Annotated in this window: 10 protein-coding genes; 3 read left to right on the forward strand and 7 right to left on the reverse strand. The window is 48.9% G+C overall.

Annotation, left to right across the window (positions count from 1 at the left end; translation table 11 throughout):
• Genes EPL05_RS20575 through EPL05_RS20590 form a run of 4 tightly spaced genes read right to left on the reverse strand, consistent with a single transcriptional unit; the run spans window position 1 to window position 4,931 of the window.
• The gene (locus tag EPL05_RS20575) at window positions 1–1,137 is read right to left on the reverse strand and encodes an XdhC family protein (protein WP_128535881.1); all 1,137 of its coding nucleotides are present in this window, start codon (window positions 1,135–1,137) and stop codon (window positions 1–3) included.
• 23 nt (window positions 1,138–1,160) lie between these two features.
• Window positions 1,161–3,299, reverse strand: coding sequence for a xanthine dehydrogenase family protein molybdopterin-binding subunit (locus tag EPL05_RS20580; protein WP_128535882.1), 2,139 nt, complete (start codon window positions 3,297–3,299; stop codon window positions 1,161–1,163).
• Between the two features lie 13 nt (window positions 3,300–3,312).
• On the reverse strand, window positions 3,313–4,293 hold the full coding sequence (locus EPL05_RS20585; protein ID WP_128535883.1) for an FAD binding domain-containing protein: 981 nt from the start codon (window positions 4,291–4,293) through the stop codon (window positions 3,313–3,315).
• A complete protein-coding gene (locus EPL05_RS20590) occupies window positions 4,290–4,931 on the reverse strand; it encodes a (2Fe-2S)-binding protein (RefSeq protein ID WP_128535884.1) in 642 nt (213 codons plus the stop codon). The genes EPL05_RS20585 and EPL05_RS20590 overlap by 4 nt, the downstream gene beginning before the upstream one ends.
• 523 nt (window positions 4,932–5,454) lie before the next feature.
• Between EPL05_RS20590 and EPL05_RS20595 the strand changes: the two genes are divergently transcribed.
• Together EPL05_RS20595 and EPL05_RS20600 are read left to right on the forward strand one after the other, a co-directional pair.
• A complete protein-coding gene (locus tag EPL05_RS20595) occupies window positions 5,455–7,902 on the forward strand; it encodes a glycoside hydrolase family 95 protein (protein WP_128535885.1) in 2,448 nt (815 codons plus the stop codon).
• A gap of 5 nt (window positions 7,903–7,907) precedes the next feature.
• On the forward strand, window positions 7,908–8,924 hold the full coding sequence (locus EPL05_RS20600) for a zinc-binding alcohol dehydrogenase family protein (protein ID WP_128535886.1): 1,017 nt from the start codon (window positions 7,908–7,910) through the stop codon (window positions 8,922–8,924).
• On the opposite strand, the gene EPL05_RS20605 is transcribed toward EPL05_RS20600, so the two are convergent.
• From EPL05_RS20605 to EPL05_RS20615, 3 genes are read right to left on the reverse strand one after another with little or no spacing between them, the layout of a single operon-like run.
• Window positions 8,921–9,481, reverse strand: coding sequence for a GNAT family N-acetyltransferase (locus EPL05_RS20605; RefSeq protein ID WP_128535887.1), 561 nt, complete (start codon window positions 9,479–9,481; stop codon window positions 8,921–8,923). The two genes, EPL05_RS20600 and EPL05_RS20605, sit on opposite strands and share 4 nt — an antisense overlap.
• Entirely contained in the window at window positions 9,478–10,062 is a 585-nt protein-coding gene (locus EPL05_RS20610) for a DUF1543 domain-containing protein (protein WP_128535888.1), read from the reverse strand. Before EPL05_RS20610 ends, EPL05_RS20605 begins: the two co-directional genes overlap by 4 nt.
• Window positions 10,059–11,777: an FAD/NAD(P)-binding protein gene (locus EPL05_RS20615; RefSeq protein ID WP_243837339.1), complete on the reverse strand. Its 1,719-nt coding sequence runs from the start codon at window positions 11,775–11,777 to the stop codon at window positions 10,059–10,061. Before EPL05_RS20615 ends, EPL05_RS20610 begins: the two co-directional genes overlap by 4 nt.
• Before the next feature lie 413 nt (window positions 11,778–12,190).
• Here EPL05_RS20615 and EPL05_RS20620 point away from each other — a divergent pair, with 413 nt between their 5' ends.
• Window positions 12,191–13,855, forward strand: a complete 1,665-nt coding sequence (locus EPL05_RS20620) for a UxaA family hydrolase (protein ID WP_128535889.1) — start codon at window positions 12,191–12,193, stop codon at window positions 13,853–13,855.
• The last annotated feature ends 4 nt before the right edge of the window (window positions 13,856–13,859 follow it).

Genomic DNA, 13,859 nt, shown 5'->3' on the forward strand with positions numbered 1-13,859 from the left:
TTAACCAATAGTTGCCAAGTGCGGCGCATGGATAGATGCCGGTTTATATTTTAGCGAATTACCTTTACGCTTAGATAGTACGGCCTTTATTTCGGCAACGATAGAAAGCGCTATCTCTTCCGCTCCTTCCGAACCAATATCGAGTCCTACGGGGCCGTAAATATTTTTAAGCTGCTCTTCGGTTATTTGCTGGCCGCTGTCTTCTATCTCGGCAAGCAAGCGGGCCAGTTTCTTTTTTGGGCCGAGCACGCCCACATAGCTCAGTTGCAGGGGCAATAACTCTTTCAGCAGGGCCAGCTCGTAGTTGTAGTTATGCGTCATCAGCACAAAAGCGGTGTGTTCATTTATGCTGATGTGTGACAGCGCCTGCCCCGGTTTGGCAACAATTATTTTTTGTGCCGATGGGAAACGCTCGGGCAAGGCATAATTGGGGCGGCCGTCTATCACGGTGGTATCCCAGCCCAAAACTGCGGCGAGTTTGGTGAGCGGAATAGCATCATTCCCCGCACCAACTACCACCAGCGAAATAAGCGGCTTTACAAATTCGACAAAGGCGGTGTAAGTGATCCCATTATTATAAAATTTGGTTTCAGACCGTTGATCCGCCATCACCCGTTTTGCATCGTCAATTATCTGCGCCTGATGCGCCAAACCTTCCAGCCTGTTCAACAATAGTTCATTTTCAGTTAAGGATAAACAAGTGCCGGGTTGCGGCGCTTTCCTGTCCTCCACAGAAAACAGGGTTACCAGTACCGCGTTTCTGCGACCGTTAACTACGGTTTTTAATAAACGGATAGGATTGTTAGGTTCCCCACTTATAGGTTCAATAAGGATATGGATGATGCCATTACAGCCGAGGCCTACTCCAAGTTTGGCATCGTCATCATCGGTAGTATCGTAGGTTACCAGCATGGGTTCCTGCTGTAAAATTACCAGCCGGGCCTTGCGCAGCGCGTCACCCTCCAAACAACCACCGCTGATAGCACCCGTAAGTTGCCCGTCCTCGGTAATAAGCATCCGCGCGCCCGCCCTGCGGTAGGCCGAACCTTCTACCTGTACTACCGTTGCCAGCGCAGTTTTTTTGCCCTGTTTGGCGGCTATATCGTAAGCGGCAACAATATCTATCAGTTCCTTCATTCGTGTTATTTGCGCCTTTTGAATTATATGAGTTTATCGGGTGTTATCGGCAAATCGCGAACGCGCTTCCCCGTAGCGTTGTAAACCGCGTTTGCCACGGCGGGTGCCATACCTATCAGGGCAATTTCGGCCATGCCTTTTGCACCGATAGGGTTAATATACGGGTCGGGTTTGTTTACAAACATGGCATCTATCTGCGGGATATCGGCATTCACCGGTACATGGTAATCGGCAAAGTTGTTGTTTACGTAGCGCCCGTAACGGTGGTCTATAATTCCTTCTTCCATCAATGCCATACCAATACCGCCAATAGCGCCGCCAACTACCTGGCTGCGGGCTGTTTTGGGGCTGATAATTTTACCGCAATCGGCCACGCAGGCCACCTTATCAATTTTAACCACGCCGGTTGCCGGATGCACCAGCACCTTCACAAAATGTACCGACCATGATTGCATCGAATATTTTTGGTTATCGGGCCCGGGTGCCGATTTGGTGAGCACCTCCAAAGAGGGGAGGTTGTTATCCTTTAGTATTTTTACGTAATCGGGTTTATCAGTACCACCGTTGCCCATCAGCTGCTGAAATTTTTCTTTCAAAACCGTGCAGGCATCATGCACAGCAGAGCCCACTGCCGAAACCGTGGCCGAACCGCCCTGCATTGGCGCATCCGGCAGCGACGAATCACCCATTTCAAATTTTATCTTGCCGGCATCAATCCCCATTTTATTAGCAGCTATGAGTACCATAGCGGTACCCGTGCCGGGGCCTATATCGCTTACGGCGCTCTGTATGGTTAGGGTACCGTCGGCTTTCATCATGGCCTTTATTACGGCCACATCGCGGTAGGCACCAAACATTCCTCCGGCCATACCATAGCCAACCAGCCACCCGTTTTGGCTTGCGGCACGCGGCTGGGCCTGGCGGTTTTCCCAGCCTATTTGAGCAGCGCCCATGGCGTAAGCTTCATCTAAAAATTTACTGCTGTATTCCTTACCGTTGTCCGGGTCGGTCTTCGCATAGTTTTTCATGCGGAGGTCGATGGGGTCCATCTTTAGGGCATATGACAATTCATCCATTGCCGATTCCAGCGCGAACGCGCCCGTAGCTTCGCCCGGGCCACGCATCCAGGTAGGGGTGTTCACATCCAGCGATAAGAGTTTATACCGCGTGGTGATATTGGGGCTTGCATATAATCCTTTGCTGGTGTTGATAGGCCCTTCGGCAAAATCTTCAAAGCTGGATGTTTGTCCAACCGCCTCGTGCGTAATACCTACCAGCTTACCATCGGTAGTAGCGCCAATACCTATTTTTTGCCAGGTATAAGGGCGGTACCCTACCGAGGTGAACATATCCGGCCGGCTCAGTACCAGTTTTACCGGGCGCTTTACCACCTGTGCGCCAAGGATGGCGGCAACCTCATGCGGCCATACTTGTAAAGCGCTGCCGAAAGCCCCGCCTACAAACTGCGAGTTTACCTGCACATCTTCTTTTTTTAGCTTGAATGCTTTTGCAATATCATCGCGCGTGGCCTGCGTGCCCTGGGTTTTATCCCAAACGGTAAGTTTATCGGGCGTATCCCAACGTGCTATGATGGCATGCAATTCCATTGGGTTGTGTACATCGCTGGGGTGGGTGTACTCCTGCTCCAGTTTTATGGGGGCTGTTTTCCAGGCATCAACCGTTCCCTTTGTGAAATCTTTACCACCCCACGCGCCAACTCCCTGCGTAATGTTCTTTGGCGGTTGTGTATCGTGCGCCTCCTTATTATAAGTGGCTTTCACCAACGATGCGCCGTATTGCGCCCGCTCGAAAGTGTCAGCAACTACCATGGCAATGGGATGCCCGTTGTACAGAATCTTATTATCGTAAAACACCTTTAGTGGCCCCGATTTTGAACTCGGTTTTTGTGCTTTTGTAGGAATATGCCCCGGCACCTTTGGCGAATTTAAATAGGTAAGCACCGCCAATACGCCCGGCGCAGCCGAGGCTGCTTTGGTATCTATGGTGGCAACTGTGCCTTTGGTAATGGTGCTGCCCACCAATACGGCGTAGGCCATATTTGGTTGGTTATATTCTGCGGAGTATTTGGCAGCGCCGGTGACTTTCGCGCGGCCATCTACGCGGCTCATGCCGTCGGCAGATGTTGGTATGGGTTTGTTCATTAAAGTTTCCATATTATGCTAAGCCCCCCGCATGCTTTAAGGCCTCGGCAATAGTAGCCGGGGCAAGTTTTAGTTTGAATGCATTGTACTCGTAAGCCTTTGCGCTCTGCATAGCCAGCTGTGCGGCCTTATTAAAGTTTTCTTCGGTGGGCGCTTTGCCTGCCAAAAACTTTTCGGCATCGAACAAGCGCCATGGCTTATGCGCCACGCCGCCCATAGCCAGCCGTGCTTCTTTGATCACACCACCCCGAAGATCCAGCGCGGCGGCAACCGAAACAAGCGCGAAAGCGTAGGATTGCCTGTCGCGCACTTTTAGGTAATAGCTATTTTTTGCGAAGTTGTTATCCGGGATATCTACGCCTAATATCATTTCGCCCGTTGCGAGGTGGTTATCCATCTCGGGGTGTTCGCCTGGCAGGCGATGGAATTCAGTAAAGGGGATATGTCGCTCGCCTTTTTTACCGGCGATGGTTACAGTTGCACCCAGCGCAGCGAGTGCCACGCACATATCGCTTGGGTGTACCGCTATACATTGCGGACTGCTACCAAAAATAGCGTGCATTCGGTTATAACCGCCCATCGCGCCGCAGCCCGTGCCCGGTGTACGTTTGTTGCAGGGCATAGTGGTATCGTAAAAATAAGCGCATCGGGTACGCTGCATCATATTGCCGCCAACCGTTGCCATATTGCGCAACTGCGGCGAAGCACCTGCCTTTAAGGCCATCGATAGTAGCGGGTGTTTATCCAGCACCAAACTATTTTCTGATAGAACGCTGTTTAGCACTAATGCGCCTATATGCAGGCCTTTTGGGCTGGTGTTTATGGTGTTTAAGGGAAGACTGTTAATGTCTACCAGTTTATCCGGCGACATTACCCCTTTCTTCATCAGGTCTACCAGGTTGGTACCGCCGGCAATTATTTTGCTGCCTGACTTGGCTATTGCATCCAGTACGGCTGCCTGGCTGGCGGGGCGTATGTATTGAAACTGTTTCATACGGTTTGCCCTCCTGCTTTTACTTCCTGTATGGCGTTTACAATGTTGGGGTAAGCGCCGCAGCGGCAAATATTACCGCTCATGTATTCCCTTATCTCTCCTTCGGAATTGGCGTGCCCCTCGCGGATACAAGCCACTGCCGACATGATCTGCCCCGGTGTGCAGTACCCGCACTGGAAACCATCGTGCTTTAAAAAAGCTTCCTGCATAGGGTGCAGTTCGTCGCCTTTGGCCAGCCCTTCTATAGTAGTTATCTTTTTACCGTTCACCATTACACCCAGCGTGAGGCAGGAGTTTACCCTATGCCCATCCACATGCACGGTACAAGCGCCGCATTGGCCATGGTCGCAGCCTTTTTTGGTGCCGGTAAGGTCGAGTTGTTCTCGCAGGATATCTAAAAGGGTAGAACGAGGTTCTACCGAAAGGTTTTGCAGCTTGCCGTTCACTTCCATTTTTAACGGCATTTTTTCAAATACAGCGGCTATCTGCTCGTCTATATGATCGGATGCGGCCTTTACAACAGTACCTGGAGCCATAGCTACGGCTGTTAATACGGTGGTTTGTTTGATAAAATCGCGGCGCGTTCCATTGGAAATGCCTTCGCCATTGGGCGGGATTATCGGCTTCTTATCGGACATAGGTATTGGATTTTTTAGGGAATGTCAATGTACCTCTTTTTCTTGTTATTTATAAAATAATTGGGAGGTAAAAATGTTTGGGAAAAAAAAGCAAAACAGGTAAATCGCTTCAATTTGGGAGTCTTTTTAGCCCCATCAAACTTCTTTGCATTAAAACAGGGTTAACAAAAGTTAACACAATTTCGATTTTTGTTTTTCAAGTATCTTATAGTCAATAAGATAAATAAATACTGGGTTAACACTTTTTTTGATAATTGTGTCACCATAATTTTCAAATATTTTATTAGGAAAGCGTAGATAGAGAGGTTGAGCACTCCCGCCTGGTCATGCATCCAAACCTGACTGTGATATTTAGTCTGCTTCCACGCTGACGGGTGTTAATTCGAGCTGAGCCACCTGCCTTGGGTATTCATCAATGTTACTCGTCCGTAAAAATATTTTCACTAAAGTTTTGATTTCAGCCTAAACAAATGTTACTTAGATGAATTACGCAATCGATTGTTTTAAACCAATTATACCATTCATGAAAAAGCTTTTCATCGCGCTATTATTGTCGTCGCCATTGGTGGCGCTAAGCCAGCAGCCCTTAAAACTATGGTACAATCAGCCTGCCAAACGCTGGACGCAGGCCTTACCCGTGGGCAATGGACGCCTCGGCGCGATGGTTTTTGGCCGCCCCGATGATGAGCTCATTCAGTTGAACGAAAGTAGTTTATGGTCGGGCGGGCCGGTAAAGGGTGGTATGAATCCTAATTCGCCTTCGTACTTGCCGCAGGTACGGGAAGCTATTTTTGCAGGCGATTACCAAAAAGCGCAGGAACTGAGCAAGAAAATGCAGGGCCATTATTCGGAAGGATACTTACCATTGGGCGATATCCGCATCAAGCAGAATTTTAACGGTGCCGTTAGCAATTACTACCGCGGTCTTAACATCAGCGACGCCATTGCCACAACAAGATTTACGATTAACGGCGTTACGTACAAGCGCGAAGTGTTTTCTTCGGCACCGGCACAGGTGATCATTGTAAGATTAACGGCCAGTAAGCCCGGCCAGTTAAGTTTAAAGGTATTGGCCAGTACGCCACTTAAAAACAGAAAAGCCGTTACAGGGCAAAATACGATTTTGATAAAGGGCAGCGCCCCAACCCATGTTGATCCCAGCTATCTTGGTAAAAAGCCCAATCCGATCCATTACGACGACTCGCTCAGTAAGGGGATGCGCTACGCCTGGGTTACAAAAGTGCTTAACAAGGGGGGAGCAGTATCGGCAGATACATCGGGCATCAGCATAAAAAATGCCAGCGAGGTTACCATATTAATATCAGCTGCAACCAGTTACAATGGCTTCGACAAAAGCCCGGTTACCGAGGGGAAGGATGAGTTGGCCCTCAGCCAAAAATATTTGGCCGGGGCGGTTGCTTTACCATATGCCTCGTTATTGGCCGCTCACCAGGCCGATTATCGCCTTTACTTTAATCGCGTAAGTTTTAAACTAAACCAGCAGCCCGATACGGTGAGCCTGCCTACCAACGAGCGCTTATTGGCTTACACTAAAGGAGCTAAGGATGCAGGCCTGGAAACTTTATTTTTTCAGTTTGGGCGGTACCTGCTTATCTCCAGTTCGCGCCCGGGCGGCATAGCGGCAAACCTGCAGGGGATTTGGAATAACGAAACGCGCCCGCCATGGAGCTCTAACTATACTATCAATATAAACGCCCAGATGAACTATTGGCCGGCGGAAACGGCTAATCTGAGCGAACTGCACCAGCCGCTTCTAAGGCTGACAGGCGAACTGGCCATCACGGGTAAAACAACGGCCAAAGAGTTTTACAATTTAAATGGCTGGGTGGCGCACCATAACAGCGATATCTGGGCGATGAGTAACCCGGTTGGCGATGGAACCGGCGATCCTATGTGGGCCAACTGGTCTATGGGCGGCGATTGGCTGTGCCGCCACCTTTGGGACCATTACTTGTTTACTAAAGACGAAGCTTTTTTAAAGAACAAGGCCTACCCGCTAATGAAAGGTGCTGTCGATTTTACCCTGGGCTGGCTGGTAAAAGATAAGGATGGCTATTGGGTTACCGCGCCAAGCGGCTCTCCCGAGAATGCTTTTAAGGATGAGAACGGCAAAGTGGGCACTATAGCTTTGGGAAGCACCATGGATATGTCTATCATCCGCGACCTGTTCGCGCATTATATAATTGCATCTGAAAAGCTTGGGCTGGATAAGGCGCTGCGCGATACGGTGATAGCCCGGCAGGCAAAGCTGCTGCCTTTCCATATTGGTAAAAAGGGGAATTTAGTGGAGTGGTATAAAGACTGGGACGAAACCGACCCACACCACCGCCATGTATCGCATTTGTTTGGTTTATACCCCGGCGAACAGATCTCGCCGGTAACCACACCCGACCTGGCTGCTGCCGCTAAAAAAACGCTGGAACTGCGGGGCGACGAAGGCACCGGCTGGAGCAAAGCCTGGAAAATAAACTTTTGGGCGAGGCTGCTTGATGGCAACCATGCGCACAAACTACTGCGCGATCTGCTGCACCTTACCGGCGAAGAGGGCACCAATTATGCCAGCGGCGGCGGTACGTATGCCAACCTGTTCGACGCGCACCCGCCGTTCCAGATAGATGGCAACTTTGGGGCGACAGCCGGCGTTGCAGAGATGCTGCTGCAAAGCCAAACCGGCAATGTATACCTGCTGCCTGCCCTGCCGGATGCCTGGGAAAGCGGGAGCGTTAAAGGCTTAAAGGCAAGGGGTAATTTTGAAGTAAGCATCACCTGGAGCGATCATAAGCTTAAAAAGGCAAGCATAACATCGGCTATGGGCGGCGTTTGTAAGCTGCGCAGTAATTGGCCGGTTAAACTCGCGGGCAGTAGTATAGTGTCTAAAGCGGATGGCGGCAGTTACCTGCTTATATTCCAAACCGGCAAGGGCCAAACGTACAAGTTCACCAGTAATTGAGCCTAATGAAAATTTTGATATGCAGCCAGCCCGGCCAGCTTAATTACGGCACAACCGATAAACCACAACCAGGAGAAGGATATGCCACTATCCGCATCCGCCGTATTGGTGTGTGCGGAACAGACCTGCATGCTTTTGAGGGCACCCAGCCATTTTTTAGCTACCCACGGATTCTGGGGCATGAGCTATCGGGCGAATTGACAGATACCGGCGGCGCGGAAGGTTTTGTAATTGGCGAGGCAGTTACTTTTATACCTTACTATCATTGCGGGCATTGTATAGCCTGCCGCAGCAACAAGCCAAACTGCTGTGTAAGCTTGCGGGTTTGCGGCGTGCATACAGATGGCGGCATGTGCGAATACTTACAGGTACCCGCAACCCTGCTAATACACGGCAAGGGCTTAAACCTCGACGAATTGGCGCTGGTAGAGCCTTTGGCCATAGGTGCCCACGGTGTGCGCCGGGCAGCGGTACAAGCCAGCGAATTTGTGTTGGTGGTAGGTGCCGGGCCGATAGGCCTGGGCATAATGGAGTTTGCCCGCATTGCTGGAGGAAAAGTAATAGCCCTTGATGTAAACCAGCAGCGTTTGGATTTTTGTAAAGAAAAGCTGCAGGTTGCCCATACCATTAATGCGCTGGAAACCGACGTAGCCGGGCAGCTATCAGCTATTACCAATGGCGATATGCCTACGGTGGTTATAGATGCCACCGGTAGCCAAAAAGCCATAAATAATTCCTTTTATTATATGGCGCATGGCGCGAGGTATGTACTGGTTGGCTTGCAAAAAGGTGATATTGTTGTTGGCCACCCCGAACTACATAAACGGGAAGGTACGCTGATGAGTAGCCGAAACGCCACCCGTGCCGATTTTGAACATGTAATAGATTGCATGAAAAAAGGGCTGGTTGATCCTAAAACCTACATCACCCATCGCGTAAATTTTGATGATGTTGTCGGTAATTTTGAAAGCTGGCTAAAGCCGGAGAACGGCGTGATTAAGGCGATGATAAGTTTTGATTAGGGCAATATGAATTGTAAATGATAGTGTATGCCTCCCAGCAAGGCCTGCTCACCCACTATTTCAAATCCAAGCCCGGTGTAGAGTTTTTGGGCTTTATCGTTGCCTTTGCTTACCAGTAAGCCAACGGTTTGGTGGCCCAACTCAGCGGCGCGTATAAATAGTGCTTTTATTAATTTTTTGGCGATGCCCTTACCTTGATACTGCGGAAAAACGCCGAGGCAGTCGATATAAAATTCGCTGCTTTGAGTTTCATCTTCAATAGTGCCTGTAAAGCCAAGTTGGGTACGCGTATAGGTTAGGAAAGGTATCCTAAGCGCATCCAGTTGCCCGCCGTCATAAGCCAATATCATCCCGCAAACACTGCTATCTTCTTCCCAAAGCAAAGCGTTTTCATAACTGTACTGGTTGCCAGGTTGCCCGGCAAATTTGGTAAATAATTCATCTACAACTTCCGGGTCATTACTATTGGCAAATTTGCCGGCAAGTGCATTACCCATAGCAAGCAATATGAGTTGGGATATGGCTGGGGCATCGGCTGGGTTGGCGGGGCGGATCATAGTTTCTCCAACCTGAAATACCCCAAATGTACCTCGTCCTCCGGTAGATCTGAAGCAGGTGTGATATCGATGTAGTACCGTTCTTTTTGCGAGGGAGAAAGCATTTCTTCTATCTTGTAGATATCATCCACATCGATGCCGTACTTGTCGTCGATGTGCGAGTTCGCCCCTTTCATACCGGCGATGGTAGCGGTGCGAAAGAAAATGGTTTTCTTGGATTCCTGGATGGCGAGCGCTTTGTCGCTTTGAACCGTTAACAGGGTGTAATGCTGTTCTTCCAACTTATTGGCCTGGTAGCCGCCGAGGTTTACAAAAAAGAGCCTGTTCTCCGGTTCCGGGAAGGCATCCTGTTTCAATAGTACGTTTACGCGGTAGCCGTCTACATTGGTCACTTCGCGCCAGCCGTCAATATGCAGCGAGTTGCCCGTGCCGTGCCAAAAACTTTTAATAGCGGGGACAAGTTCTTTTAAAGAATGGGCTACGCCGAAGAAGAAGTCGTGCTGTTCCACGTGCCTGCCGGGTGCTTTAGAACCCAGCAGTAGCATATATAATTTTAATTCCGTTGACGTTTCTTCGCTCATGCATCTTCTGTTTTAAAAAGGCTGTCGATAATATTTGCCGACGCGGCCTCGCAAAAATCAAGCCCGGAGTAATCGGGATTATAACCGCCAATATACGGTACGGCCATCATATAAATCCGATCGTTTACCGTGCCCTGCTCATCAAGCACCTGGAAATTATCGTTAATGGCAACCCCGGGGACTGTCAAATAATAATCTCCGCCTTTAGTTTGCACCAGCCTCTCATCTTTTTTTAAAGCCTCTTTACCTTTAGCAGCATCCCTGAATTTAAGTAGGGCAGGGCTAACGGTTTTATTGTCGACGAGGCTTTTATAGGGCAGGTCTTCAAAAGGCAGGTGCGGCTGCCCAACCGAATCTACAAAAGTTTTAAAATGGTCGGCGTGTTTTTCACCCACCTCATCGGTATAATAATAGGTAGCACCGCCGGTTTTTTCGGGTTTTACTTCGCTGTCTTCACCTACCGAAACAATTTCCAGTACACCTGCATCGTGCATGGCCAGCAATTCTTCGCAGGAGCTTTGGGGGATATAGGCGATCACCACCGATATGAGCGGCTGCAACACTTTTTGCAGCCTTTGCATATCCTCGGCACATAAATATTTGGCGGGGTAATTCATCGCGAAGCTTAAAACGCCCAGCATCTCCTTCCAGTAAATAGATTCCCTTCTTTTGATGGAACGCTCCGCCTCCATATATTCCGCTTTTAACAACTGGAAGGCATCCAGGCGTTCGCGCTGTTCCATCATTTCGGCTACGAAGGTTTCCATGCTCAAATCCTTTACATGCGCGTAAAACTCCGGGTCTTTCTCTTTAAAGATCTGTTTAAAATCCTTTTCGAAGATATAATCAAGCGACAAAAAGCCATTGTTGCTTTGAATATGCTCCGCTATTTCTTCATCAGTTAATAGCGAATCGTTCTCTAAATGCGAATCATCCAGGTGAAATCGAACCGCAGGCAATAAACCATTGCGCGAATGCAGCGTGATCTTAAAGTCGGGGCTATCGGCAGCCAAATGATAAACTCGTTTGCCATCCTTTTCTATCGAAAATTCGCCATTCCCACGGGCAAGGGTACGGATGGCATCCACTGCGGTAAGCGAGGAGCCTTTGATGGCAACCTGATGGTTTGTTTTAATATGCAATTTGGCAGGTGGGTAAGGCGAATCGAAATAACCGGGTATCTTCCCTTCGTATTTCTTTGGCCAGTTGTGCCCTGTGCAAATAATCACGGTATCAAAGTCTTGCGTGTTTTCGCCGTTTACTTCTACGGAAACGTTGCCCTTTTCCGGCTCGTCGGTAATGTCGGTCACACTGCTTTCAAAATGTATGTTCACCTCTATGCCCCTCGTTTCTGCCTGCTGTTGCAGCAGGTCGAACTGTGCCGACAGATACTGCCCAAACAACAAGCGCGGCAGCACTTTATAATCGTTATAGCTTTCCTGTGTTATCTGGTAATGGTCCAGCAGATGTTTTGGCGCGCTTGCTATCCAATCGGCAATGGAGGTAACCAGCTCGGGGATCTCGTTACCCGATACATTGGTAATGTGCTCATCATTAGCACCCTCGGTGCTGTAAGGCATGCCCACGCCCAATTGTTTCTTACGCTCAAATATGGTTATAGCAAGGTTAGCATTGCAGGTATCTACCAATCGTTTAAACATAAACAGCCCGCTTGGGCCACCACCCAATATGGCAATGTGTACTTTAGTTTTCAATATATGATGCTTTTGAAGTGCTGATGGTATGGTAATTAAAATTATAAGCAATTGTTTTACGCGGATAGGAATTTGCGAGCCAGGCAGTTGCGTTACAAAACCAATATCGCTTAATAATTAGCCAATAAGGTAAAAGTATTGTTAGCCTGCATCCGTTTCCTTTGCAGGTGCTTTATTAGTTTTTGCATGTTTTGTAATGTAAAGGTATATTGCTGGAAAATTGCATCGCAGGATGCAGCGCTTGTTTAAATTTATAACCAAATAGTCCATCTTTTTTTGCGGTTTATCCATTTTAAACCACGGTAATGCTGTTAATTTTACAAGAAATTAATGGTGGTTTACCAGGGTATGGGTAATTGCCAAACAAGGCAGCAGGCGTTGAGTTATTATATTTAACGGGCAATAAAAATATTATGGTAGCAGAAGATAAACGTACTTTTTTACAGATACACCATACCGACAATGTATTGGTAGCCCTCACCGACCTCCCAAAAGGCACCGTTATTGAGCACAATGGCAGCAGCCTGGTGTTGGCGGATGATATAGCCGGTAAGCATAAATTTACCATAAGCCCACTTGCCGAAGGGGATGAGATCCACATGTATGGTGTGTTGGTTGGCAAAGCCAGCGAACCCATTGCACAGGGCGGACTTATCTCTACCAAAAACGTGCACCACGCGGCGGATGGTTTTAAGCTGGGCACTCGTAAAACGGAGTGGAAACAGCCGGATGTCAGCGATTTTAAAGACCGCACGTTTATGGGCTACCACCGGTCGGATGGCTCGGTTGGGACGGCCAATTACTGGTTGGTTATCCCACTGGTTTTTTGCGAGAACCGTAATATTAATGTGCTGAAGGATGCCATGCTGGATAAATTGGGCTTTGCCAAACCACGCGGTTACGAAAGCGAAGTAGATCAACTGGTGAGTATGCTACAAACAGGCAAATCGGTAGAGGATATCCTACAGGCCGACCTGCAGATGACGCCCGAAGGGAACGCTTCTAAAAAGATCTTCGCCAATGTTGATGGCATAAAATTCCTCAATCATGATATGGGCTGCGGCGGTACCCGTACCGATTCTGACGCGCTTTGCGGGCTGTTGGCCGGGTATATTACCCACCCCAATGTGGCAGGCGCAACCGTATTAAGTCTGGGCTGCCAGCACGCGCAGGCCAGCATTTTGCAGGATGAAATAAAAAAACGCGATCCGAATTTCTCCAAACCTTTAATAATACTGGAGCAGCAAAAGTTGGGTACAGAAAGCCGCCTGCTGCACGAGGCCTTAAAACAAACTTTTGCCGGGCTGATAGAAGTAAACAAACAACAGCGCGAGCCTGCCCCGATAAACAAACTGTGTGTTGGTTTGGAGTGCGGTGGTTCTGATGGCTTTTCGGGCATATCGGCTAACCCTGTGCTGGGCTATTTATCAGATATTTTGGTAACCCTGGGCGGCAATGTGGTATTGGCAGAGTTCCCCGAACTTTGTGGGGTAGAACAGGAACTAAGCGACCGCTGTGTAGACGAACCAACTGCCTTAAAATTCATGAACCTGATGAGTACTTACGCCGCCAGGGCAGAGGCAGATGGATCAGGCTTTTACGCCAACCCATCGCCGGGCAATATCAGGGATGGTTTAATTACCGATGCCATTAAATCGGCAGGGGCAGCAAAAAAAGGAGGCTCATCGCCGGTAACCGCCGTGTTGGATTATCCTGAAAAAGTAACCAAGCCGGGGCTTAACCTGCTATGCACGCCGGGCAGCGATGTGGAGAGCACCACCGCGGTAGTTGGCTCGGGCACAAACCTGGTGCTTTTTACAACCGGGCTGGGTACGCCAACGGGCAACCCCATAGCGCCGGTGGTAAAGCTATCTACCAATACTAAACTGTTTAACCGCATGCCCGATATTATCGATTTTAATTGCGGTGCCGTGATAGAGGGCGACGAGAGCATCCAGCAATCGGCACACAGGTTGCTTAACTATGTTATTGAGGTGGCCAATGGCGATATAAAACCGAAAGCGGTACAATTAGGGCAGGACGATTTTATCCCATGGAAAAGGGGTGTTTCATTATAAATTA

This window comes from Mucilaginibacter gilvus (genome assembly GCF_004054195.1).
In the GTDB taxonomy this organism is placed as follows: domain Bacteria; phylum Bacteroidota; class Bacteroidia; order Sphingobacteriales; family Sphingobacteriaceae; genus Mucilaginibacter; species Mucilaginibacter gilvus.